This is a genomic window from Polaromonas sp. JS666 (assembly GCF_000013865.1).
In the GTDB taxonomy this organism is placed as follows: Bacteria; Pseudomonadota; Gammaproteobacteria; order Burkholderiales; family Burkholderiaceae_C; genus Polaromonas.
This window is the reverse complement of record NC_007949.1, coordinates 228,309-250,939: the sequence shown is the minus strand read 5'-3', so window position 1 is coordinate 250,939 and position 22,631 is coordinate 228,309. Positions and strand designations below refer to the sequence as shown.

Sequence of the window (22,631 nt, the reverse complement as noted above, 5' to 3'; positions counted from 1 at the left end):
GCGATCCCGAACTAGATTTCCAGATTGAAGAACCTTCGGGCATTGTGCTCCATAACTTTTCTCTTTGACTCCACCGCGAGCTGGCTGTTAGCCACCAAGTCGCCGATCTTTTGCTCTCCCAACGGAAACGGATAGTCCGAACCCAAGAGGACGCGGTCATCGCCCATCACATCTACCAGCAACTGCAATGCACCCTGGTTGAAAACGGCGCTGTCAACATAAAACCGGTCAACATACTCGGATGGCGGGCGCGGGCAGTCTTCGCGGACGATGTCCCGATGCTTCCAGGCGTTCTCTACGCGTCCGAGTAGAAATGCAAAGCTACCTCCGCCGTGACCAAAACAAATTCTGAGAGATTTTGGGATGCGCTCGAATGCGCCGGAGAGGATCAATGACAGGATCGCCAGTTGCGTTTCCGCCGGCATGGCGACCAGCCAGGGCAGCATCCACTTTTTCATGCGCTCGCCACCCATCATGTCCCAAGGATGCACCAAAATCGGAATGTCATTATTGGCGCAATGGGTTAAAAACGTTTCCAGCCCCTGATCGTCCATATCTCTGTCGCCCAGATGGTTCCCGATCTGCACACCGATGTGCCCGCTCTTCATCGCTCGCGAAGCCTCTTCGCAAGCGAGATCTATATCCTGCAGCGGCACCTGAGCAAGCACCTTGATGCGACGCGGATCATGCGCTGCAAACTCAAGTGCAAGGTCGTTCATCTTAGCGGCCCAGTCGGCAGCTTTCCTGGCTTTCCACCCATAGCCGAACATGACCGGCGTCGCGCAGGTAATCTGTATATCCACGCCGTGTTGGTCCATTTCCTTCAGTCGAAACGCGGGATCCCATAGTGCCCTGTACACGGGACGAAAAGATTTCTTCCCGAGCATGATGTAGCCTTTATCGCCCGTGACTTCGGACTGAAGCCAGGGCGCGCGGGCCGTATCGTAGGAGGCGGCCTCGGATTCGGAAATTCGCGGGAAGAAATGCGAATGGATGTCGATGCACAGATCGCTCAAGATTGATCTCCAGCAGGCGGTACAGAGCTTGAAGCTTGAGATAGCGATTTCACTGGCTGGGTGCCACCGCCGATCGCATATTTTCCAAGGTGGACGGCCCCGCAATGGCTGCACTTGCGAAGCTCTTCGTGGGCGTAAAAATGAGCGAACAGGGGCGGCAGATCTTTGACGATGTTGCTCAGTTGCACTTCGACCCGATACACCAAGTGGTGGCATTCCAGGCAGTACCATTCGAAGCCATCAATGACGCCTTCGGGCCGGTGCCTTTCGATCACGAGGCAGCGACTTTCCGGGTCGGGACGCTGTGGCGAATGCCGCAGATGAGGAGGCATCAGGAAGATGTCACCTTCGTTAAGATCGATACGATCTATCTTTCCGCGGTCCATGATGTTGAGGTACGCATGGCCCCTGAACTGATAGAAGAACTCTTCCATCGGGTCATCATGAAAATCTGTTCTATGGTTGGGCCCGCCGACCACCGTCACCAAAAAATCAGCGTCCTTCCAGATCTGCTGATTGCCAACCGGCGGCTTGAGTAACTCGGAATTTTCTTCAAGCCAACGGGGGAAATTGAGTGGTCTTCCATACTTGTACATGATGAGATCTCCTTATGCCGATAGCGGCTTGTATGCGATAGCTTTGATTTCAATCAACAAATGGGGATGCGGAAGTTGGTGGACAGCAACAGTGGTGCGCGTCGGGCCGTCGTAGTCGAAAAACGAGCCATACACTTCGTTGTACCCGGCGAAGTCATTCATGTTGACCAGGAATGTCGAGACTTCAACCACATCCTTGAGATCGGCACCCATGCTCTGCAGGATGCCCCGGATGTTCTCGATCACGGCGGAGGTCTGCGATCGGATGTCCAGACGGAAAGTACCCAATGCGTCCACCTCCACGCCAACGAGGGTGTTGTCCGCCCGCCGCGAACTGGTGCCCGACACGAACAGGAAATCACCAGCGCGTTTGATATGCGGGTATTTGCCACGGGGCGTGGCCTTGCCCTCGATAACTTTTGCTGTAGCGCTCACGCTTGGCTCCTTGTGTGGAACTCGACACGGCCCAGGCCCGTGATTTCGGCGCTGACATGCGCTCCAGGCTGCAGGGCCTCAGCGGCAGTCGCCGCGCCGGCCATGATCAGGGAGCCGGCTTCGAGCACCATTTCCGCCTTTGTAGCCAGTTGCGAGGCCTGCACAAGGCTTCGCATGGGATCGCCCAAGATGGCTCCGGTACTTCCGCTTTGAACCAGGCGGCCATTGACACGCACGAAGACACCGAGATTGGAGAGGCTGTCAAACCGATTGGTGAGCGAACCAATGATCAAGCCTGCTGAAGAGCAGTTATCAGCCACCACGTCCTCCAGCGTGAATTTGAAGTCGCGGTAGCGGGAATCGATAATCTCGATGGCAGGAGCCACGCCTTCGAGATAGGATTGGGCCTCGATGAGAGTGATTGGGCGATCAATCCTGCGCTTCGTCAGGAAACACACCTCAGGCTCGGCTCTCGGATGGATGAAGTCGCTCAAATCGACCTCCGTACCCTCGTCGTACAGCATGGCATCGGTAAGACGACCCCATATCAGACTCTCAACGCCCATCTGGATCATTTTGGCCCGACTGGTAAAGCCCAGTTTGAGGCCAACCGGTTGCTCTCCACGCGCATACCTCAACGCGATCGCCTCTCGCTGGATGCTGTACGCCTCTTCGAGAGTGAAGGGATGCTGTGGCGTCAGGGGATCGATCTCGATGCGAAAGCGCGCCGCATGGTCGAGTTGACTCGCCATTTGTTGCAGGTTGATGACGCTCATGCCGCCACCCCTGAAGTGCCGGTTGTGCGCTGACGCGTTTTGATCAGGTCTAGCGCAACGTCCACAATCATGTCTTCCTGGCCGCCCACCATGCGGCGCCGACCGAGCTCGACCAGGATGTCGACCGCGGCGATGCCGTAGCGTGCGGAAGCTGCCTCCGCGTGCCGAAGGAAGCTGGAATACACACCGGCATAACCGAGTGCCAGTGTCTCGCGGTCGACCCGCACCGGACGGTCCTGTAATGGGCGGACCAGATCGTCAGCCGCATTCATCAGCCCGAAGAGATCGGTGCCGTGGTTCCATCCCATGCGGTCGGCAGTGGCGATAAAGACCTCGAGCGGCGCATTGCCCGCGCCGGCACCCATACCAGCCAGCGAGGCGTCGATACGGTCGCATCCGTTTTCCACGGCAACAATCGAGTTGGCGACGCCGAGCGCGAGGTTATGGTGAGCGTGCATACCCGTCTGCGTTTCCGGCTTGAGAACATCTTTGAACGCCTTGAAACGATCGGCGACCTGCTGCATCGACAGCGCGCCGCCCGAATCGACCACATAGATGCATTCAGCACCGTAGTTTTCCATCAGCTTGGCCTGCTGAGCCAGGATCTGCGGGGACGTCATATGCGACATCATCAGAAAGCCGACGGTATCCATGCCCAGTTTGCGCGCATGTTCGATGTGTTGACGGGAAACATCGGCTTCGGTGCAGTGCGTCGCCACGCGTACCGTGCGCACGCCGGCCTTGAATGCGGCGTCCAGGTCGTGCAAGGTACCAATGCCCGGCAGCAGCAGTGTCGCCACGCGGGCGTGCTTCAGGACGGAAGCGACGGCTTCGATCCACTCGAGGTCGCTGTGTGCGCCAAAACCGTAATTGAAGCTCGATCCACGCAGGCCGTCGCCGTGCGCGACTTCGATGCTGTCGACCTTCGCGTCGTCCAGCGCTTTCGCGATGGCGACGGCCTGGTCGATGGAGTATTGATGGCGGATGGCATGCATGCCGTCGCGCAAGGTCACATCCGAGATGTAGAGTTTTTGGCCGTTGTACATGTGTTCTCCTTAGCGGGCCGTGATCAAACTGGCGGCGATCTTGTCAGCAGCGGCCAAGGCTGCCGACGTCATGATGTCGAGGTTTCCGGCGTATGCCGGCAGGTAGTGAGCGGCCCCTTCGACTTCAAGGAAGACCGAGACCTTCAGGCCTGAGACGCGGCCGATGCCAGGTACGTTGACCGGCGCCTTATCCGGGATAACGTCGAATTGAACGTCTTGCTTGAGTCGATAGCCGGGAACATAAGCAGCTACGCTCCGGACCATGTCCCGAACGGATAGCCGGATAGCTTCTTGATCTGCATCGGCATCCACCAGGCAGAAGACGGTGTCTCGCATCATCAGCGACGGTTCGGCGGGATTAAGCACAATGATGGCCTTGCCATGTTCGGCGCGGCCGACACTGACAATGGCTGCTGACGTGGTTTCGGTGAATTCGTCGATATTTGCGCGCGTGCCCGGGCCAGCGGATTTGCTGGCAATCGAAGCCACGATTTCCGCATAACGAACGCGGGCTATCTGCGAGACCGCGCGCACGATGGGAATGGTCGCCTGTCCCCCACAGGTCACCATGTTGATGTTCGGGCTCGACAGCTGTTCCTCAAGGTTCACCACAGGTATCACATACGGACCGATGGCCGCCGGGGTAAGGTCGATCACCTTGACCCCATGACGCTGCAAGACTTCGTTGTGTCCGGCATGCGCACCTGCCGAAGTCGCATCGAAAGCAATGCGGATATCTCCAAAGTTCGGCAGTCCGACCAGGCCAGTGATGCCTTCATGTGTCACGGGAACACCCAGCCGCCCAGCACGAGCCAGACCGTCAGACGCTGCGTCGATGCCTACCATCGCACCCATCGACAGATGTTTGCTGTTGCGCATGACCTTGATCATCAGGTCGGTGCCGATATTGCCCGAGCCGATGATCGCCACCTGCAAGCGTTGAGATTTAGTCATGAAATACTTCCTTAGTTCTGTGCCGGCGCAAAGGAAGCTCGCACCCGTCCCAGCCCCTGAATATGTGCATCGAAGATGTCGCTGGCAGCTGCGGGCACCATCGGTCCCAGAGCACCGGTCATGACGATGTCGCCCGGCTGCAGCGGCTGACCATACCTGGCCATGACGTCGGCCAGCCATACCGCAGCCAGCAGGGGATTTCCCATGCAGGCAGATCCCGTGCCAACGCTGACTTGGTCGCCGCGGCGCTCCATCACCATGCCGCAGCCGACGATGTCGAAGGCATCAAGCTTGACCGGCCGGGAACCCAGCACAAAAAGGCCGCTAGACGCGTTATCTGCGATGGTGTCGCCCAGTTTGATATCCCATTTGGCAATGCGGCTCCCGACGATCTCGATCGAAGGCAGCGCGAATGCGGTCGCGCGAATGATGTCCGCGACCGTATGTTTTTCATGCGTCAACGGCCGGTCGATAACCAAGGCAATTTCAGCCTCGACCTTAGCCTGCATCACCCTGCCCTCGGCCACTTCTTCGCCGTCGCCAAGGCACATATCGGCAAACAGCATGCCGAAGTCCGGTTGGTTGACGCCGAGTTGCTTCTGTACTGCCAATGAGGTTAGGCCGATTTTTCGCCCCACCAGACGCCCGCCGAGGATTTCTCGACTTGCGCTGATGATCTTTTGTACTGCATATGCGGCATCAATATTGTCTGCGCCGATCAGGTCACGCACCGGTTCGCATGGCGTTCCGGTTTGTGCGGCCTGCCAAAGTCGCTCCGCGGCCCTTTCATTCCTCTCTTGCATGTCTTCTCCTTAAGTCGTCAGTGTTTGATGAAAGTGAATTCGATTTCCACGGTGGCGGCCAGCGGCAACGCGCTCACACCCACCGAAGTTCGAGCTGGAGGCACAACGTCAACAGTAAAGAACGCCTCCCAGGCGGCATTGATCTCAGCAAACTTTTCGAAGCGGGTGGTGAAGATACGAGCTATCAGCAGATCGTCCAGCGTGACCCCATAGTCAGGCAAGGCGCGCCGAAGGTTTTCAAGGATCCGGGTTGTCTCGGGACCAGGACCTCCGCCGGCCAGCGTTCCGGTATCCAGGTCAAGTGCAACCATGCCGGATACCTGGCAGGTGTTTCCAATCCTGACGCAGGGAGAATAGTGAAAGCGCGGCGCCGGAATGGCGCTCGATCGCAGGATTTGGCGCATCGTCATTCCCTACAACTTGATGCAGATGTTGGCCACATCTGAGTAGAAATCCAGCGAGTACCTGCCACCTTCACGTCCGAGGCCGGACAGCTTCACGCCGCCGAACGGGGTCCTCAAATCGCGCAGATACCAGGTGTTGACCCAGACCAGCCCGACATGTATCTGGCGCGAAACCCGGTGCGCGCGCGACAGGTTGGTTGTCCAAACCGCGCAGGCGAGACCATAGACACTGTCGTTGACACGAGCGATGACTTCCTCCTCGTTGTCGAAGGGCGCGATATGGCAAACGGGGCCGAAGATCTCTTCGGTCACGCAACGCGCGCTGTCAGTTAAGCCGGTCCAGATCGTTGGTTGAACGTAGGCGCCCGCGTCTCTCGCGTCGCCAAAAGAAGGAACACCGCCGCCAGTCACGACGGTGGCTCCCTCCTCCACCGCTAGCTTGTAATAAGACAGAACCTTGTCGCGATGACCATGCGAAATTAGCGGCCCTATGTCGACGCCGTCGTCATGTGGATACCCTATCTTCAGCCGTTCGGTGCCGGCTTTGAGGGCCGCAACGAACTTGTCGAAAATCGGCCGCTGCACATAGACCCGCTCAGAGCAGAGGCATACCTGACCGGAATTGGTAAATGCTGAGCGCAGTACGCCCGCCACGGCAGCATCGAAATCCGTGTCTGCGAAAACCACGGCGGCATTCTTTCCGCCGAGCTCGAACGACACCTCCTTGACGCCGTCCGCCACCGATTTCATGATGGTGCTCCCGGTCTTCGATTCACCCGTGAAGGTGAGCGCGCTGATGCCGGGATGCCGCGTCAAAAATTCACCGGCCGAGTCTTTGCCAAATCCGTGGATCAGGTTGAAGACGCCCGGCGGTACGCCCGCATCGTGCATCACTTCGGCCAGCAAGGTGGCTGACGATGGCGACTCTTCGGAAGGCTTGGCGACGACCGTGTTGCCGCAGGCCAGCGCAGGCGCGACCTTCCAGGTGAACAGCAGCAACGGCAGGTTCCACGGCGAAATGACGCCAATGACACCCAATGGTTTACGCACGGTGTAGTTCAGGGCTCCGGCGCCGTCGGCCGTGGCCATTTCGAAGAGATCAGTGTTCGCGGTCTTTGCGAGGTCGGCGAAGGTGCGAAAGTTGGCAATGGCGCGAGCGATATCAAGCGTCCGGGCTTGATGCACCGGCCGGCCGGTGTCGGCCACCTCGGCCTCCACGAATTCTTCGAAGCGCGCCAGGATCCCGTCGGCCACCTTGTGGAGCACAGCGGCTCGCTCCTGCACGCTCAGCCTTCCCCAGGGACCTTTGAGTGCCGCCTGTGCGGCGCGAACCGCCTGATCGACGGTCGATGCGTTAGCTTCACAAACTTCGGCGATCAGCGTGCCATCAACCGGATTGATGTTGGAGAACGTGACCTCGCTTCCCACAAACGCGCCGTCAACGTAATGCCGCAGCTGCTTGCGTTCAGCAACCGGTTTGACTGCGGGATCATTTCCTGAATTTTTCATAAACTTCTCGCCTCTTTCATTAGTCGCCGCAAGCTTTGCGATGGAGCGGGGCCTTGTCTCTTCAGCGGCCACCGCAGTGTTTTGCACTGTGAATCAAAGTCTATCGAGCTGTGTTCACATCTGAAATTCAAATAATCACCACCCTGTATTCGTGATTGGAATAGCAGTTCAAAAGCGTGAGGCGTACCGGTCCCTGCCCATATCTGCCACATGGGCTTAACTTTTCTCTGTCACGCGCGATGCCGTCAGACGCCCAGGTACCGTTCCCAGATGGTTTTGTCAGCGCCGAGCTCTGCGGACGTTCCTTCCCATGCCACCTTGCCGCGCTCGATGATGGTGTGCCGATCGGCCAGAGCAATCAGGCGCTCGACATACTTATCGATGACAAGAATGGTTTGTCCGCTTCGGCGCAAAGTCGCCAGGCATTGCCAGATCTCCTCGCGTATCAGCGGGGCCAGCCCCTCAGTCGCCTCATCGAGGATCAGCAGATGCGGATTGGTCATCAACGCCCGACCGATTGCTAGCATCTGCTGCTCGCCACCGGAAAGCTCGACGCCCATATTCCGCTCGCGTTCCTGGAGGCGTGGAAAGAACGCATAAATCTTCTCGAGCGTCCAGGGCTCACGCGTTCCGTTTCGGTTCGCGGCAAACGCGACCAGGTTTTCCTTCACAGTCAGGTTAGGGAAAATCTGCCGACCTTCGGGCACCACTGCGATGCCTTTTGAACCGATGGCATTGGGTGACAGGCGGTGGATCTGCTCTCCGCGGAAACGGACGGTCCCAGTGCGTACCGGTGTCAGGCCCAGGATTGACCGCACACTGGTAGTCTTGCCCATGCCATTGCGCCCCAGCAGGGTGGAAACTTCGCCGTCGTTGATCTTGAGATCAATGCCGAACAGAACCCGACAAGTCCCATACCCGCTTTCCATTCCCGCGACTTCCAGAATTGCACTCATGCCACTTCCTCCCCCAAATAGGCCTTCTTGACTTCCGGGTCGCCCTTTATCTCTGCCGGTGTACCGCTCGCAATCACGCGTCCATAAACCAGCGCGGAGATCGTGTCCGCCAAACGGAAGACCGCGCTCATATCGTGCTCGACCAGCAACACCGTCGCTTTGCCCCTCAGGGTGAGCAGGAGATTAACCATGCGTTCGGAATCTTCGGGGCCCATACCGGCCATAGGCTCATCGAGCAACAACAACTTTGGACGGGTCGCGAGGGTGATGCCCAGCTCGAGTTGCCGCTGCTCACCGTGCGCCAGACTTCCAGCCAGCAGACCGGCCTTGGTGTGGAGACCAACTTGCTCCAGGATGGAGTAGGCTTCTTCGAACAGTGCGGTTTCAGACACCGCCGCGCGCCAGAAACGGAAGCTGGAGCCGCTGTGGGCCTGTACCGCCAGCGCGACGTTGTCCAGCACCGTGAGCCTCATGAAGATACTGGTGACCTGGTAGGAGCGCGCAAGACCAAGTCTGACTCGTTGGTGCATCGGCATCCGGAAAATGTCTTCGCCGCAAAACAGCATCTCGCCGTCGTCCGCCGCCAAACCACCTGAAATTTGATGAATCAGCGTTGTCTTGCCGGCGCCGTTCGGCCCGATCAATGCATGCATCTCACCCTCCACCACCGTCAAGCTGGCGGAGTTTGTCACCACCAGGCCTCCGAATCTTTTGACAAGATTCCGTACTTCCAGAAGTGGTTTAGTCATGACGGCGCCGATCCCGGAAAAATCCGACCAAGCCGGTGGGCGCGAAGAGGACCACGCACAACAGGATCAAACCAAGAGGCAGTTGCCAGTGAATGGTAACATTGGACAGTCCCTCCTCCAGCAGCAGAAAGACCACCGATCCGAGCACGCCGCCATACAGGTAGCCAACGCCGCCCAGGATGATCATGATCATCAGCGAGCCGGATTGCGTCCATAACATCAGGCTAGGACTGATAAAACCGTTCTGGTTAGCGATCAAGGCGCCCGCCAGCCCGGCCAGCGCGCCGGAGATCGTGAAAGCAACGAGCTTGTACCGGAACACCGGATAACCGATCGAAGACATGCGCGTTTCGTTTTCGCGGATGGACTGCAGCACACGGCCGAATCGCCCATTGATCAGACGGTGCAGGAAAAAAAGCACAGCCACACACAATCCCAGCACCACATAGAAAAACCGGTCATCCGAGGCTAGGTCGGGGCCAAACTGAATGATCGATCTTCCCGGTAAAGACATGCCATCATCTCCTCCAAAATAAGTCAGCGAAACCGAAATAAAGTAGAGCATCTGGGCGAAGGAAAGGGTAATCATGATGAAATAGACACCCTTGGTCCTCAGCGACACCAGCCCGATCAGACCGGCGATGGCGCCACTGATCAAGGTCGCCGCAGGCCAGGAAAGCCATGCCGAGCTGAAGCCTTTGTCCATCAGGATGCCCACGGTGTAGGCACCGATGCCGAGGAAGCCGGCATGCCCGAACGCCACCATGCCACCAAAGCCCAGCACGAGGTTGAGGCTGGTGGCCGCCAGCGCAAAAATCATGATGCGTGTGGCAAACGTGGTGTAGAAGGCGTGATCCGAGGCGGTGGCCGCCCAAGGCAGGGCCAGTAGCAGGACGAGCACAATAATCGTCATTACTGGCCGAGCCCTGTGGTGCAGCGTGGACCGCATTATGGTTGACGTTACGATGTTCACGACGGTCATCCTCTCGCAGGGAACAAGCCCTGGGGTTTCCAAAACAGAACTGCGGCCATCAAGACATAAATGATGATGGACGCGAGGGCGGGACCGAGGGCCGAGGTGGTTGACGGCGAGAGAAACTGGCCGAGCAATGTCGGAATCAAAGTCCGGCTAAGCGTATCCACGGTTCCGATCAGCAGCGCGCCGACGAAGGCGCCCCGAATAGAGCCAATTCCGCCGATCACGACGACAACGAACGCAAGAATCAGGATGCTCTCACCCATGCCGACCTGCACAGCCATCAATGGGCTTAACATGGAGCCGGCCAATGCGCACAGCGCGGCGCCGAAACCAAAAACAAAGGTAAACAGCCACTGAATATTGACGCCCATTGCCGTCGCCATTTCGCGGTTCGATGCGCCCGCCCTCACCCACATGCCGACGCGGGTCTTCGCGACCAGTATGTACAGCCCTATCGCAACGACTATCCCAACCACAATGATCAGCAAGCGGTGTGCGGGGTAAAACAATCCTGGAACCAGCTCGATCGGCCGGGACAAGGCTTCGGGCGCATTCAGCTTGATCGGCGAAGCTCCCCAAATCATGCGAACACCTTCATTGCAGATCAGGATCAACGCGAAGGTCGCGAGGACCTGGGACAAATGGTCCCTGCGGTAGAGGCGCCGCAACAGCGACACTTCGAGCAGCATGCCGAAAACGGCCGTTCCTGCCAATGCGGATAGAACACCCACAGTGTATGAACCACTGGCTTGTGTCACGGCTGCGGTAAGGAAGGCGCCCACCATATACAGCGAACCGTGCGCCAAGTTAATCATGTCCATGATGCCAAACACCAGCGTCAGCCCGGCCGCCAACAGAAACAGCATCAGGCCGAACTGAAAGCCGTTCAATGTCTGCTCAATTAGCAGGATGTTCATCGCACACTTCCATCTAGAGCCGGCAGGACGTGCAGCTTGTGTGTCAGCTTGACGAAGTTGGTCGCAAGAGTGTGAACGACCTGAATCGCTCCCGCATGGGTCAGGGCGCCGCTGTCGTCGAAGGCGTTCTGAGCAAATGGCACGGCCACGTCTTCGCCCAGAACAATCGCGCCCATCTTCGCCATGATGGCGCGCAGGGCGATCAATCCACGCGCACCGCCAAAGGGGCTGACCGAAGCGGACAACAGGGCCACCGTCTTGCCGCGGTAAGGTGCCAGCCCGTCGATCCCGTCGACGGGCCGCGAGCACCAGTCCAGCGTATTCTTAAGAAGAGCCGACACCGAACCGTTGTATTCAGGCGATGCCATCAGGAAGCCGTCATGCGCGATCATCTGCGTGCGCAGGATCTTGGCATTTTCGGGAACGCCGTGCCCGGCCTCGAGGTCACCGTCGTACAGGGGCAGTGAAAGATCTCTCAGGTCGATGGCAGTCACATCGGCACCAGCCGCCCGGACTGCATCCACGGCATGCTTCAAGAGGTTGGCATTTAATGAGCCTTTCCGCGAGCTTCCGGAAAAGGCGAGGATCTTAGGGTTTCGTTGCATTTCATATTCCATGGGTTGCAGGCGGCCAGGACACTCCGTCTCAGCGCGAAGCGTCCGGCAAGCTTTTTTTATTTCAGCTTGCATTCACCGGCATAGGCGTCGGCGTGGTTGCTGAAAATCGTGCCGATGGTCTTGTTGGTAATGCGACCGCTGCTGTCTTTCTGCACTTCACGAAGATAGAAGGTATCCATCGGGAATTGGTTGTTGTTGAACTTGAAACTACCGCGCAGAGATCCGAAGTTGGTGGTCTTCAGCGCTTTGTGCAGCGCCTCCTTGTCACTCAGGTTGCCCTTCACATCCTTGACAGCGCTGTCGAGCAGCCGCACCACGTCGTAGCCTTGGAATGCATACATGGTGGGAATGCGGCCGTATTCCTTCTTGAAGTCGGCGACAAACTTTTCGTTCTGCGGGTTCTTCAGGTCCCAAGCCCAGTGCGATCCGTTTTTCAGGCCCACGATCGGATCGCCCACCGCGGCGATGGTGTCTTCGTCAGCCGAGTATCCCGGCACAAAATAGGGAATCTGCTTGTCCAGTCCGGCGCCAACGTACTGCTTGATGAAGTTGATGCCCATGCCACCCGGTAGAAAGAAAAAGACGGCATCGGGTTTGGCGGCGCGAACCTGCGCCAGTTCGGAGGCGAAATCGAGCTGACCAAGCTTCACATAGACTTCGCCGCTGATCTTGCCCTTGAAGAAGCGTTTGAAGCCTTCGAGGTTTTCCTTGCCGCCGGTGTAGTTGGGCGCAATGATGAACACATTCTTGTAGTTTTTGGTCGTCATGTATTCGCCGACCGCCTCGCTTTGCCCGTCGTTCTGCCAGGACAGCCCGAAGAAGAACTTGTTGCAGCGCTCGCCCGCCAGCGCGGCCGGACCGGCCGCCGAGCTGATATAGAAGGTCTGCGCGGCAAAGGTCGGTGGTCCGACCGCGAGCATTACGTTGGAGTAAACAACGCCGGTCATGAAGTCGACCTTGTCGCGCTTGATCATCTTGTCGGCGAGCTGTTTGCCGACATCGGGGCTGGCCTGGTCGTCACCGAACACAACCTCTACGGGCAGTCCGCCTACTTTATTGCCGCTGTTTTTCAGCGCCAGGTTGAAACCATCGCGGATCTCGAGGCCGAGTGATGCGATCGGTCCGGACAAGGTGCTGAGGAATCCAATCTTCACGTTGTCCGCTGCGAGCACAGCGTTGGCAAATGACGCCAGTAGGATAAGGGCTGCAAACTTGGTTTTCATGATGGCAATGTCCTTCAATGGTTGGAGATAGAGATGGCGCGGGCGCGTTGGCGTCTATTGCTGCGGAATCGGTGGGGTCATGTATTCGATCTGGCCGCCAGGCAGAAAAAACAGCATCGTCACCTTGCCGCCGGTGACTGTCGGGTAGTGCTGGCTGTCGGGCGCAAAAACTTTCCATCCCGCGCCGTATCCACAAAAACGTCCTGTGGCATCGACCGGCCCGATCATGTTGATCTCGCCCAGAGGGTGACGGTGATAGTTGCCGAGCACGTCCTTTAACATCCCGGTCTCCACGCTGAACCCATGGGTCTCGGCGGATGGCTTGGCAAGGCGTCCGCGGCGATAATCAGGGCCGTCAATTTCGGCATAGCATGCCCAACCTTCGGCGATACCTATCCTCAGCAAACCCAAGAGCTCTGCGTATCCCTCCGTCGTTGCGCCATAACGATCGTTGAGATCCTTCTCAAGCGCCGCATCAAGCGGCCTGTCTTTAATGAAATCAAGCAGACGGGCAATCGCCGCCATCAGCTTCGGTTTGTGTGGTCCGGTAGGCAAGACGTCGCCTTTTTCCGGTAGGGCTGACCCGTTACTAACAGGCGAGTTAATCATGAAACCTCCTAGGCGTTCGATCGTGGATTCGTTGCAACGACCTGTGGCGGGCTCTTGTTCCGTTCCAAGTCATGTGACAACGAAATGAATCTTAGGATTAGGAAATTTGCGCGGCCAATCAAAAGAATCGAATCGTCTATTCGCATTTGTTATAGCTGAGCACCCTTTTGAGCGCCAAATGCAAGTGCCACTTTCGCTCGCGCCGCTGTGGTGCGGGAAGCGCCAGAAGTTGCCAATAGAAAAAACTCTTCAAAATCATCACGTTTATCGCTGCGGCCTCAGCTATCGACCCCCACATACGGCGAATGGTTGGTCACTCCAAAACCGATTACGGTGCCTAGATTTGTCACGGCTTCTGAGTGGGGAAAAGTTGCTGCATTAGGGTTTGTTGGGATGCTTGAGTTGAATCGTGATCCCGGTCGACTAATGCGGCAGACGGCAGACGGCAGACGACGACGCTTGTCTTTAGCGCTCGCTGCTGCTGCCACGCGCCGCACTTAAACAGTTCTTGCCGACCGTCCCATTTAGCCGATCAAGCTCGCATCAAGCTCCTCGAGCGCATATACCAAGCAAACTCCGGTGCAGTAGACAGGCAATAGAGGCTTGGAAAATGTTGACGCATCCGGACGTTTGATATTCCAAATGGTGATAGCAGCATCGACCATATTCATTGGCGCTCATTAAGTTTGCAGCCTAGACTTGCTGTCAAATTCTGGCTTTTTAAGACACCATTTCGAAAGAAAAAAGATGCCCCACATAGCGTTGGAACACTTGAACAACATGCAAAAGTATTGGCTGATCACGGGCAGCGTGGGACCTCGTCCGATCGCCCTTGTTACGAGTCTGAGCGAGTCTGGTCTCTGTAACACGGCACCGTACAGCGCTTTCAACTACATGGGTGAAGACCCTCCCCTGTTCGCAATTGCCGTCGATCACTACGGCGAGGAAAGTCACCGCCCCGGTGAAATCAAGGACACCTTGAAAAACATCATGGAGCGCAAAGAATTTGTCGTCAACATGGTGGACGAAACGATCATGGACAGGATGGTTCTTTGCGGGACCGACTACCCAGCGGATGTATCGGAAGCTGCCTCCGTTGGTTTCGAACTGACGCAGTCAAACGTCGTCGGCGTGCCTCGCGTCTTAGACGCTCCGATTGCATGGGAATGCAAGCTTTTCAAGATATTTGACTTCTCAAAGAACCGCTCCATAGTTTTTGGAGAAATCGTCTCGATGTATTTCCGGGATGATCTCATCAACGAGGAAACACTGCGCGTGAACGTGGATCGCTTCGCTCCGGTCGGACGCCTCGGCGGGCCCAACTACTGCCGATCCACAGACAGAGTTCGCCTCCCAGTGCCAACCTTTTTGCCTTCGTCCGGGAAACCCAGGATATAGGGCAGCATGACGAATCTCAAGGGTACCTGGAGGCAAGTGGCACTGGTTTTTAATGCCATATGGCCCGTCAACTGGACACTGAATAGCCCTCTGGCGTGCACGGGGTCTTTCGGTCTAACGTCGACATCATGCGTCGGGATTTGGATGAATGCGGCAATGCTCGTGAAACGCAAGATCAGCCAACATGAATCGCCCCGGATTTTGAGGAGGCTCCAACCTTTGAGAAGATGGAGCCATGAGAAAGTCAAACAAGTTTTCCCCCGAAGTGCGCGAACGCGCGGTCCGCATGGTGCAAGAGCACCGTGGCGAGTACCCGTCCCTGTGGGCCGCCATAGAGTCCATCGCACCGAAGATCGGATGCGTGCCTCAAACCCTGCATGAATGGGTACGCAGGCACGAAATTGACGCGGGAAGTCGCCAGGGGGTGACGACTGTCGAGCATGAACGCGTCAAGGCCCTTGAACGGGAAGTCAAAGAGCTACGCAAAGCCAACGAGATCCTGAAACTGGCCAGCGCGTTTTTCGCCCAGGCGGAGCTCGACCGCCGATTCAAGTCCTGAGGGACTTCATTGACCAGCATCGCGATACCTACGGGGTCGAGCCGGTCTGCAAGGTCTTGCAGATTGCCCCATCGGGATACCGGCGCCATGCCGCGCAGCAAAGAGACCCGGCACTGCGCTGCGCACGCGTGCAGCGTGATGACACTCTGGCGCCAGAGATTGAGCGGGTCTGGCAAGCCAACATGCGGGTCTACGGTGCTGACAAGGTCTGGAGGCAGTTGAGGCGTGAAGGCATGGCGGTGGCCCGCTGCACGGTGGAGCGGCTCATGCGCCGCTCGGGTCTGCAGGGTGTGCGCCGAGGCAAGGTCGTACGCACGACCATCAACGATGCAGCCGCTGCCCGCCCGCTGGACCGGGTCAATCGGCAATTCAAGGCCGAGCGACCCAACCAGCTGTGGGTGTCGGACTTCACCTATGTCTCGACCTGGCAAGGCTGGCTGTACGTGGCCTTCGTCATCGACGTGTTCGCCCGGCGCATCGTGGGCTGGCGGGTCAGCAGCTCCATGCGAACGGACTTCGTGCTCGATGCGCTGGAGCAGGCGCTGTACGCCCGGCAGCCCGATGCAGACGATGCGCTGATCCATCACAGCGACAGGGGCTCGCAATACGTTTCGATCCGCTACAGCGAGCGTCTGGCCGAAGCGGGCATCGAGCCGTCTGTGGGCAGCAAAGGCGACAGCTATGACAACGCCCTGGCCGAGACGATCAACGGCTTGTACAAGGCCGAATTGATCCACCGCCGGGCACCCTGGAAGACCAAGGAGGCTGTGGAACTGGCAACCCTGGAGTGGGTGGCATGGTTCAACCACCACCGGCTACTGGAGCCCATCGGCTACATTCCTCCTGCCGAAGCTGAGGAAAATTACTATCGGCAACTCGCCAGTCAGTCCGTCACACCGGTCTGACTTAAACCAACCGGCCTCCACGAAACCCGGGGCGATTCAGTTTCTATTGCGAATATAAACAACTCTGAGGATACCTTTGAGCTACATCCCAAAAACTATCAGCGAAGTCGTTCTCGAATACATCAACCGGACGACCTTCTTGCCGGCAATCCAGCGCGAATACGTCTGGGACACGGAGGGCATCGAAAAGCTGTTCGATTCTATTATGGGCAATTATCTTCCCAGCACGCGTGGTCTGATGCCCCGTCATCGGCAACTGCACCGCCACCACTGGCAGCGCCCTACTTTGCTTTAACAGCCGCCAACGGCAAAATAATTGGCACCTGCGCGCTGTACGCTACCGCCGCCGCGCGCAACACCGGCATGGTCTGGGTAAAAGCCAACGCGCCAGCTGCCAATACAGTGGCGTAGCCACAGCTACGGTGGCCCCGGCGCACCCACGTCCCGCTCGTTTTCCTACTTACCACAACACCCAATTACCGTAACTAGGCGGTTTTTGGGCCCGCGTGGCCTTACCGCAAGCAATTGGCAATGCTGCGTTGCACACCCAGCCTGCCAAAGAGATTGGCAACGAGGTGCTATGCGCAGCGGGTGAAGCGCACCTTACCGAAGATGGTGTGAACTGTGCCCCGCATCACATCGGTCAGCGAGTGCTGCTGCCGCAATTCGCTGCACATTATTGTTTGCGGCAATGCGCGGCTGGTGTAGGTAGCTGTCGGCAACACTGCTTCAGGACCCACGGTGCAGGTTTCAGCGCGGCGAACATACGCCCGCAAGGGGCGTACCTATCCTCGCTATGTGAGATTTATTACCAGCGGCATATCGGTGGCCACACTGGTATGTGAAATAAATGCGATACGCGGTAATTTCTAAAACCCTGACGGGTCAAGACCGGTGCGGGAGGAAGCCAGCGCGATCGGACTGTCCGCAGTCTGCGATAGACATCCTTGTCGAACCATCCTCGCACCAACAGCTACTATGCTAATAGTGCGAGCTTTTTCCGTTCGATCAGCTCAAAGTCTATCGTGGCACCCAGGCCCGAGCCGGTCGGGGCATACACCATGCCGTCGCTGTCGATGACGATATCCTGGAGCAGGCCGTATTTCTGCGATTCGGCCGGCAACAGCACTTCGAAGAACTCCGTGTTCTGGATCGCCATGATCACATGCAGGTTGGCGAAATTGTTGAGCGAGTTCCCGCCGTGATGCAGTTCGTAATTCAGGTGAAAAGCTTCGGCCAGGTGGGCGGTCTTGATCAGTGTGGTGATCCCGCCTTTGACTGCCACATCGCCGCGCAGGAAGTCGGTGGCCCGCTCCATGATCCAGGGGGCGTAAGCGTCGAGCCCGCCCGCCGGGTATTCGGTTGCCATGATCGGGATACGCAGTTTTTTTCGCAGTTCGACATAGTTGTAGATATCCGCATCGGCGAGAGGATCTTCATACCAGTAGTACCCCAAAGCCTCGATGGCCTGGCCCACACGCAGCGCCGCGGCGTAGTCATAGCTCCAGACTGAATCGAGCATCAGCAGGTAGTCGTCGCCCACCGCCTTGCGCACCGCCTCGCAGACCTTGATGTCATCACGCCAGGCTTGCGGCGGATGAATCTTGTAGGCGGCCATGTTGAGCGATTTGTAATGGAGCGCTTCCTCGGCATAGGCCTGGGGGCTCGCCAGGACGGCGGAGCTGATGTACGCCGGTACGCGATCGCGGTAAGAGCCGAGCAGCCGGTGGATCGGCAGTCCGGCCGCCTTGCCTGCGATGTCCCACAGCGCGATGTCTACCGCGCCGATGGCGCGGACCGTGGTGGTGCGCACGCGTTTCCACATGGCCTTATACAGACGCTCACGGTCCAGCGGGTCCTGCCCGAGAAGAAGCGGCTTGAGGTAGCGAATCAGGCTCGCGCCGTCCATGTCCGCCGCATAAAACGCCGAACCCAGAAAGGCATGGCCCGTCACACCCTGGTCCGTCGTTACCGCGAGCAGGCCGAGCTTGCTTTCGCCTGAAAACCGCCCGGTGTGGGCACCATAGCTGGTGGCGGGAATATTTTCCCAGGCGAACAAGGTCAGGGTCACATCTGTGATTTTCATGTCAGCTCCATTACCACGCTCATTCGACCTTGATGTTGGCATCCCGTATGACTTGCGTCCATTTCAGTACTTCGCCCTGCACCAGCTGGCCGAATGCCGCGGGTGAGCTGGCAACCACTTCGACGCCTTGCTCGCGGAATCTCTTGATGATTTCTGGTTCTTTCAGCACGCGGACGATGTCCCGGTTCATACTGTCGACCAGTGGTTTCGGCGTTCCCGCAGGTAATTGCATGCCGAACCACACGTTGACTTCATAGCCCGGAACGCCTGCTTCCGCAATGGTCGGAAGGGACGGGAACAGCACCGAACGTTGTGTTCCCGTAACGGCAATGGCTTTCATTTTTCCGGCCTTCAGGTGCGGCAGCACATTCGGAATGTTGTCGAAGAACACGTCGGTCTCGCCGCCCATGATCGCCAGCACAGCAGGCGCGCTGCCTTTATACGGGATGTGCGTCATTTTGGTATCCGTCATGCGCATCAGCAGTTCCATCGACAAATGATTCGATGAACCGGAACCGGTAGAGCCGTAGTTCAGCTTGCCCGGGTTCTTTTTGGCATAGTCCAGAAGCTCTTTGACGCTGTTGACGGGCAGATCGTTGCGCACCGTCAGTACGTTCTGCGTACTGCCCGCCCAGACAAGGGGACTGAAATCCTTCAAGGCATCGTAGGGCAGCTGCGGCCCGTACAAGCCGGGAAGCGCCGAGAACGGCAGCGGCGTGATCAGGACGGTGTAGCCATCGGGTGGTGATTTGGCCACAAAGGTATTGCCAATGGTGGTGTTGCCGCCTGGGCGATTATCAACCACCACGGGCTGATTCCACATCTTCGACAGCCGCTCTCCGACCACGCGCGCCAAGGTGTCGTTGAATCCGCCGGGCGTATAGGGCACGACGATGCGGACCGATCGTTCCGGAAAAACATCAGCCGCCGTGGCAACAACAGCAATGCTGCTCAGCATGGTGCCAAGGCAAAGCGACAGAAAAACTCTCTTCGTTAACGTGTACATGGTTGTCTCCTGTTGGTGTTTAGAACTTCACTACATAACCCGGGCCATCGACAGCCGGATACTTTTCGAAAATGGATTCGTCCACTTCAATGCCCAAGCCCGGCGCATCCGGCGGCTCGACACAGCCATCGGCACCGATCTCGAACGAGGTGCCAAACATGTCGCGGAATGGATTGAATTTCGAGACGCAGGCTTCGAAGTAGCCGGCGTTTTCGGTGGCGGCCAAAAAGTGAATCGTTGCCGCATGGTTCAGACCGGTCGCCGAGCTGTGGGCATTAATCGGAATGCGGTAGGCCGAGGCCATGGCGGCGATGCGGATACCTTCCGTGATGCCTCCGCACTTGGACAGATCGGGTTGCCAGACCTGGACCGCACCAGCATCGAGCATTTGTCCGAATTCGAAGCGGGTGTAGTGATTTTCTCCCGCCGCAATCGGCACCAGCGGCGTGATCTTGGCCACTTCCCTATACGAAGCGAAGTCGTTGCAGGCGAACGGCTCTTCCAGCCAGCCCGCCTGGATTTCGGCAAGCACCGGCAACACGCGGCGTGCATCAGCCATCGTGTAGGCCGTGTTCGCATCGGTCAGGATGTCGACCTCGTCGCCCAATACCTTGCGCACATGGCGCACGCGTTCGATATCCACTCTGGCGGCATCCCCGATGCGCAGCTTCAGGGCTTTGTAGCCGCGGGCGATGTATTCCTGTGCCTCTTCCGCCAGTGACTCCTTGGGCTGATAGCCAAGTGCAATGCCGCCCGCATAGGCCGGGATGCGTCGCTTGCTGCCACCCAACAGCTCATACAGGGGCATGTTGGCCGCCTTGCCGCGGATGTCCCACAGGGCCATGTCTATGCCGGAAATTGCCAGCGCAGCACCGGCACCCAGCCCATGACTGGAGAGTTGCATGCGGTGCACGCGTTGCCACGCACCCACGCAGTCGGTCGCTTTCATGCCGATCAGCATCGGCGCGATCGTATTGTGGATCAGGCTGGTGATGGCCCCCGGGCTGCGGCCGGGATGGGCTTCGCCATAGCCGGTGATTCCTTCAGAAGTCTCCACACGGATGATGATGGCATCGCGCTTTATCGTGCTGCCAACCCCCATCGTGACGGTCTTGCCCTCGGGCAAGCGGTAGGACAAGGGGATCGCGTTGATTTTTGTGATTTTCATGTCATGCCTTCTTGAATTTTGGGTAAATCTCTTGATTGACAACGTTATCCGGCCGCTCGCCGCGAAGCAGCGCCAGCATGGTAGCGACGGCCAACATTCCCATTGCACGCTCGGCGTCCTGCGTGATGCCCGCAAGGTGCGGCGTCAGGAGGACTCTGGGATGCTTGCGCAGACTGCTGTCCACCGGAAGCGGCTGGACCTCGAATACGTCGAGCACCGCACCGCTGATCGTGCCTGCCGTCAGGGCGCAGGCAAGATCGTCTTCGCAGATGACCGGGCCCCGTGCGACGTTGATCAGCACGGCGCCCGGTTTGGCAAAAGCGATGACACGCCGATCGATCATGCCTAGCGTCTGCGGCGTGAGCGGGCAGGCCAGGACCAGAAAATCGCTGGCCGCAAACAACGCCTCCAATGAAAGCGCCTCGACATCGGCGGGCAGGCGTGACGGCGTGGTGGTGTGCGCCACGACCTTCATTGAAAAACCCTGGCTGGCTATTTCGCCAATGCGCCTGCCGATCGCGCCATAGCCGATCACGCCCAGCGTACGTCCGCGCAGGTCAGCCGTTTTTGCTCCAGCTGTCTGACGGGACTGCCAGTTACCCTGGCGTACCTCCTGGTCGAAAAACGCGAGCTGCCGGCTCATGGCGAACATCGCCGCGAAAACATATTCGGCCACCGCATTGGCGTTGACGGCGGGGGTGTTGGCGACCGGTATCTGACGCGCCGAAGCTTGTGCGACCGGAATGAAGTCCAGCCCCACGCCGTGCCGTACGACGCCGCATAGCGGAGCCGGCGTGTCGAAGAGATTGTCGGGCAACTGCCGACGCACGACGAGCCCCTGTACGCCGGGTAGCAGGGTGCGCAATGCCGCATCGCTTTCTTCACGGGACAATCCATCAGGCAACACGACAACGTTCGCCTCCAGGGCGAGTCGTGCGTGTGCATCAGGGTGAATACGGTCGGTCAAGAGAATCGTTGGCCGTACCATGGGCTGCCGATTCATCATGGTCGATCTAGGCTTCTGCCGCGCATGGCTGCGACGCCGCCAGGAGGGTAACGAGCTCAGGCACCGTGGACTGTGCGGGGCTTTTCTTGATGGCCGTGGCGTAGGTCTGCCTGATCGCGTCCGCCGTGCCGTGCATTGCACCGGCCTCCTGCGCCATCGTCGTGTAATAACCCATGTCTTTCAACGCATTGGCAATGGAGAAGCGAAAGCCGGAGTTATCGCGCGATTCGATATAGGGACGCAGGCGATTGAGGATGGCGCCATCGCCTCCGCCTTTCGCCAGGATTTCCACGAAAACCTGGGGATCTATGCCCGAGCAGTCTGCGCATGCCGCCGCTTCGGCGAGTACAGCAGAAAACCCGAGGGAGACAAAGTTATGCAGCAGCTTGAGCCGGTGGCCGGATCCGACCGGACCGGCCAGGACGATGTTCTCGGCATAGCACTCAAGCACCGGCTTGCAGCTCTCGAAGAGCGCCGGGTCGCCGCCCACGATCAAATTGAGCCGCCCTTCTGCAGCCTCTTTCGGCGTGCGGGTCATGGGCGCGTCGAGAAATCGCCCCCCCGCCTTTTCGACGGACTCGGCAATCCGGATCGTCGATGAGGGAATGGCGGTAGAGCAGTCGATCACAATCGTGCCCGGCTTGATGCCTTCGAGCAGCCCGCCCTTGCGGTACAGCACATCCTCGACTTCCGGCGTGCCGGTCACGCACAGGATGATGATATCGACCACCCCGGCAAGGGTCGCCGCGCTGTCTGTCGTGGTTGCGCCGGCCGCGATCAGTCCTTGCAACGGCTGATTCCCGGGATGCTCAAGCAGCACCATGGGATAGCCGTGTTTGATGATGTTGCTGGCGATCCCGTGGCCCATCATGCCGATCCCTACCATTCCGATTTTCTTCATGCCGATTTCCTTC

Annotated in this window: 25 protein-coding genes and 1 other annotated feature; of the genes, 4 read left to right on the top strand and 21 right to left on the bottom strand. The window is 58.2% G+C overall.

The annotated features are described in order from the left end of the window. Positions 1-11 precede the first annotated feature (11 nt). From BPRO_RS25715 to BPRO_RS25640, 16 genes are all read right to left on the bottom strand, one after another. Positions 12-1,016 carry an amidohydrolase family protein gene (locus tag BPRO_RS25715; protein WP_011485990.1) on the bottom strand — a complete coding sequence of 335 codons (1,005 nt, stop codon included), beginning with the start codon at positions 1,014-1,016 and terminating at the stop codon, positions 12-14. After that, positions 1,013-1,612, bottom strand: coding sequence for a 3-hydroxyanthranilate 3,4-dioxygenase (locus tag BPRO_RS29000; RefSeq protein ID WP_011485989.1), 600 nt, complete (start codon positions 1,610-1,612; stop codon positions 1,013-1,015). The genes BPRO_RS25715 and BPRO_RS29000 overlap by 4 nt, the downstream gene beginning before the upstream one ends. A 12-nt stretch (positions 1,613-1,624) precedes the next feature. Then, the gene (locus tag BPRO_RS25705) at positions 1,625-2,047 is read right to left on the bottom strand and encodes a RidA family protein (RefSeq protein ID WP_011485988.1); all 423 of its coding nucleotides are present in this window, start codon (positions 2,045-2,047) and stop codon (positions 1,625-1,627) included. Continuing rightward, complete coding sequence (locus BPRO_RS25700; protein ID WP_011485987.1) at positions 2,044-2,823, bottom strand: 2-keto-4-pentenoate hydratase; 780 nt, start codon at positions 2,821-2,823, stop codon at positions 2,044-2,046. The genes BPRO_RS25705 and BPRO_RS25700 overlap by 4 nt, the downstream gene beginning before the upstream one ends. Further along, the gene (gene dmpG, locus BPRO_RS25695; protein WP_011485986.1) at positions 2,820-3,869 is read right to left on the bottom strand and encodes a 4-hydroxy-2-oxovalerate aldolase; all 1,050 of its coding nucleotides are present in this window, start codon (positions 3,867-3,869) and stop codon (positions 2,820-2,822) included. Before dmpG ends, BPRO_RS25700 begins: the two co-directional genes overlap by 4 nt. Positions 3,870-3,878: 9 nt before the next feature. Then, positions 3,879-4,823 (bottom strand): acetaldehyde dehydrogenase (acetylating), encoded by a 945-nt coding sequence (locus tag BPRO_RS25690; protein ID WP_011485985.1) that lies wholly within the window; start codon positions 4,821-4,823, stop codon positions 3,879-3,881. 11 nt (positions 4,824-4,834) lie between these two features. Next, entirely contained in the window at positions 4,835-5,626 is a 792-nt protein-coding gene (locus tag BPRO_RS25685) for a 2-keto-4-pentenoate hydratase (protein ID WP_011485984.1), read from the bottom strand. A gap of 17 nt (positions 5,627-5,643) precedes the next feature. Further along, entirely contained in the window at positions 5,644-6,030 is a 387-nt protein-coding gene (locus tag BPRO_RS25680) for a RidA family protein (RefSeq protein ID WP_157046020.1), read from the bottom strand. A gap of 9 nt (positions 6,031-6,039) precedes the next feature. After that, positions 6,040-7,539, bottom strand: a complete 1,500-nt coding sequence (locus tag BPRO_RS25675; RefSeq protein WP_011485982.1) for a 2-hydroxymuconic semialdehyde dehydrogenase — start codon at positions 7,537-7,539, stop codon at positions 6,040-6,042. A 245-nt stretch (positions 7,540-7,784) separates the two neighbouring features. After that, positions 7,785-8,495, bottom strand: coding sequence for an ABC transporter ATP-binding protein (locus tag BPRO_RS25670; RefSeq protein WP_011485981.1), 711 nt, complete (start codon positions 8,493-8,495; stop codon positions 7,785-7,787). After that, the gene (locus BPRO_RS25665; protein ID WP_011485980.1) at positions 8,492-9,244 is read right to left on the bottom strand and encodes an ABC transporter ATP-binding protein; all 753 of its coding nucleotides are present in this window, start codon (positions 9,242-9,244) and stop codon (positions 8,492-8,494) included. The genes BPRO_RS25670 and BPRO_RS25665 overlap by 4 nt, the downstream gene beginning before the upstream one ends. After that, the gene (locus BPRO_RS25660; protein ID WP_011485979.1) at positions 9,237-10,157 is read right to left on the bottom strand and encodes a branched-chain amino acid ABC transporter permease; all 921 of its coding nucleotides are present in this window, start codon (positions 10,155-10,157) and stop codon (positions 9,237-9,239) included. Before BPRO_RS25660 ends, BPRO_RS25665 begins: the two co-directional genes overlap by 8 nt. Positions 10,158-10,222: 65 nt before the next feature. Further along, positions 10,223-11,140 (bottom strand): branched-chain amino acid ABC transporter permease, encoded by a 918-nt coding sequence (locus BPRO_RS25655; RefSeq protein WP_011485978.1) that lies wholly within the window; start codon positions 11,138-11,140, stop codon positions 10,223-10,225. After that, a complete protein-coding gene (locus BPRO_RS25650; protein WP_232291596.1) occupies positions 11,137-11,757 on the bottom strand; it encodes an NADPH-dependent FMN reductase in 621 nt (206 codons plus the stop codon). Before BPRO_RS25650 ends, BPRO_RS25655 begins: the two co-directional genes overlap by 4 nt. A gap of 56 nt (positions 11,758-11,813) precedes the next feature. After that, positions 11,814-12,980, bottom strand: a complete 1,167-nt coding sequence (locus BPRO_RS25645; protein WP_011485976.1) for an ABC transporter substrate-binding protein — start codon at positions 12,978-12,980, stop codon at positions 11,814-11,816. A 54-nt stretch (positions 12,981-13,034) separates the two neighbouring features. Beyond that, positions 13,035-13,589, bottom strand: coding sequence for a DUF4863 family protein (locus tag BPRO_RS25640; protein WP_011485975.1), 555 nt, complete (start codon positions 13,587-13,589; stop codon positions 13,035-13,037). 780 nt (positions 13,590-14,369) lie between these two features. Here BPRO_RS25640 and BPRO_RS25635 point away from each other — a divergent pair. From BPRO_RS25635 to BPRO_RS31005, 4 genes are all read left to right on the top strand, one after another. Next, a complete protein-coding gene (locus BPRO_RS25635; protein WP_232291609.1) occupies positions 14,370-14,987 on the top strand; it encodes a flavin reductase family protein in 618 nt (205 codons plus the stop codon). A 235-nt stretch (positions 14,988-15,222) separates the two neighbouring features. Then, positions 15,223-16,451 (top strand): IS3 family transposase gene (locus BPRO_RS25625; RefSeq protein ID WP_369794721.1). Its coding sequence is split into 2 segments (ribosomal slippage): positions 15,223-15,514 and positions 15,514-16,451, totalling 1,230 coding nucleotides; the frame shifts between segments, so codons are not numbered across the junction. Continuing rightward, positions 15,501-15,617 (top strand) — a sequence feature (AL1L pseudoknot). (Overlaps the previous gene by 117 nt.) Positions 16,452-16,527: 76 nt before the next feature. Next, the gene (locus tag BPRO_RS30650; RefSeq protein ID WP_011485971.1) at positions 16,528-16,746 is read left to right on the top strand and encodes a DUF262 domain-containing protein; all 219 of its coding nucleotides are present in this window, start codon (positions 16,528-16,530) and stop codon (positions 16,744-16,746) included. After that, positions 16,722-16,862, top strand: a complete 141-nt coding sequence (locus tag BPRO_RS31005; protein WP_369794727.1) for a DUF1508 domain-containing protein — start codon at positions 16,722-16,724, stop codon at positions 16,860-16,862. Before BPRO_RS30650 ends, BPRO_RS31005 begins: the two co-directional genes overlap by 25 nt. A 565-nt stretch (positions 16,863-17,427) precedes the next feature. Here BPRO_RS31005 and BPRO_RS25615 read toward each other — a convergent pair. Genes BPRO_RS25615 through BPRO_RS25595 form a run of 5 tightly spaced genes read right to left on the bottom strand, consistent with a single transcriptional unit; the run spans position 17,428 to position 22,618 of the window. Next, on the bottom strand, positions 17,428-18,537 hold the full coding sequence (locus tag BPRO_RS25615; protein WP_011485970.1) for a mandelate racemase family protein: 1,110 nt from the start codon (positions 18,535-18,537) through the stop codon (positions 17,428-17,430). 19 nt (positions 18,538-18,556) lie between these two features. Beyond that, entirely contained in the window at positions 18,557-19,543 is a 987-nt protein-coding gene (locus tag BPRO_RS25610) for a tripartite tricarboxylate transporter substrate binding protein (protein ID WP_011485969.1), read from the bottom strand. 19 nt (positions 19,544-19,562) lie between these two features. Then, positions 19,563-20,711, bottom strand: coding sequence for a mandelate racemase/muconate lactonizing enzyme family protein (locus BPRO_RS25605; protein WP_011485968.1), 1,149 nt, complete (start codon positions 20,709-20,711; stop codon positions 19,563-19,565). A 1-nt stretch (position 20,712) separates the two neighbouring features. Then, positions 20,713-21,678, bottom strand: coding sequence for a hydroxyacid dehydrogenase (locus tag BPRO_RS25600; protein WP_232291595.1), 966 nt, complete (start codon positions 21,676-21,678; stop codon positions 20,713-20,715). Positions 21,679-21,724: 46 nt separating this feature from the next. Beyond that, positions 21,725-22,618: an NAD(P)-dependent oxidoreductase gene (locus tag BPRO_RS25595; protein ID WP_011485966.1), complete on the bottom strand. Its 894-nt coding sequence runs from the start codon at positions 22,616-22,618 to the stop codon at positions 21,725-21,727. Positions 22,619-22,631 lie beyond the last annotated feature (13 nt).

Bases quoted from the DNA above. Each gene is read 5' to 3' on its own strand.
- BPRO_RS29000 (WP_011485989.1), bottom strand. From the start codon at position 1,612: ATGTACAAGTATGGAAGACCACTCAATTTCCCCCGTTGGCTTGAAGAA.
- BPRO_RS25610 (WP_011485969.1), bottom strand. From the start codon at position 19,543: ATGTACACGTTAACGAAGAGAGTTTTTCTGTCGCTTTGCCTTGGCACC.
- BPRO_RS25690 (WP_011485985.1), bottom strand. From the start codon at position 4,823: ATGACTAAATCTCAACGCTTGCAGGTGGCGATCATCGGCTCGGGCAAT.
- BPRO_RS25660 (WP_011485979.1), bottom strand. From the start codon at position 10,157: ATGACGATTATTGTGCTCGTCCTGCTACTGGCCCTGCCTTGGGCGGCC.
- BPRO_RS25605 (WP_011485968.1), bottom strand. From the start codon at position 20,711: ATGAAAATCACAAAAATCAACGCGATCCCCTTGTCCTACCGCTTGCCC.
- BPRO_RS25700 (WP_011485987.1), bottom strand. From the start codon at position 2,823: ATGAGCGTCATCAACCTGCAACAAATGGCGAGTCAACTCGACCATGCG.
- BPRO_RS25595 (WP_011485966.1), bottom strand. From the start codon at position 22,618: ATGAAGAAAATCGGAATGGTAGGGATCGGCATGATGGGCCACGGGATC.
- BPRO_RS25680 (WP_157046020.1), bottom strand. From the start codon at position 6,030: ATGCGCCAAATCCTGCGATCGAGCGCCATTCCGGCGCCGCGCTTTCAC.
- BPRO_RS25615 (WP_011485970.1), bottom strand. From the start codon at position 18,537: ATGAAAATCACAGATGTGACCCTGACCTTGTTCGCCTGGGAAAATATT.
- BPRO_RS25665 (WP_011485980.1), bottom strand. From the start codon at position 9,244: ATGACTAAACCACTTCTGGAAGTACGGAATCTTGTCAAAAGATTCGGA.
- BPRO_RS25675 (WP_011485982.1), bottom strand. From the start codon at position 7,539: ATGAAAAATTCAGGAAATGATCCCGCAGTCAAACCGGTTGCTGAACGC.
- BPRO_RS25640 (WP_011485975.1), bottom strand. From the start codon at position 13,589: ATGATTAACTCGCCTGTTAGTAACGGGTCAGCCCTACCGGAAAAAGGC.
- BPRO_RS25645 (WP_011485976.1), bottom strand. From the start codon at position 12,980: ATGAAAACCAAGTTTGCAGCCCTTATCCTACTGGCGTCATTTGCCAAC.
- BPRO_RS25650 (WP_232291596.1), bottom strand. From the start codon at position 11,757: ATGGAATATGAAATGCAACGAAACCCTAAGATCCTCGCCTTTTCCGGA.
- BPRO_RS25670 (WP_011485981.1), bottom strand. From the start codon at position 8,495: ATGAGTGCAATTCTGGAAGTCGCGGGAATGGAAAGCGGGTATGGGACT.
- BPRO_RS25655 (WP_011485978.1), bottom strand. From the start codon at position 11,140: ATGAACATCCTGCTAATTGAGCAGACATTGAACGGCTTTCAGTTCGGC.
- BPRO_RS25635 (WP_232291609.1), top strand. From the start codon at position 14,370: ATGCAAAAGTATTGGCTGATCACGGGCAGCGTGGGACCTCGTCCGATC.
- dmpG (WP_011485986.1), bottom strand. From the start codon at position 3,869: ATGTACAACGGCCAAAAACTCTACATCTCGGATGTGACCTTGCGCGAC.
- BPRO_RS25685 (WP_011485984.1), bottom strand. From the start codon at position 5,626: ATGCAAGAGAGGAATGAAAGGGCCGCGGAGCGACTTTGGCAGGCCGCA.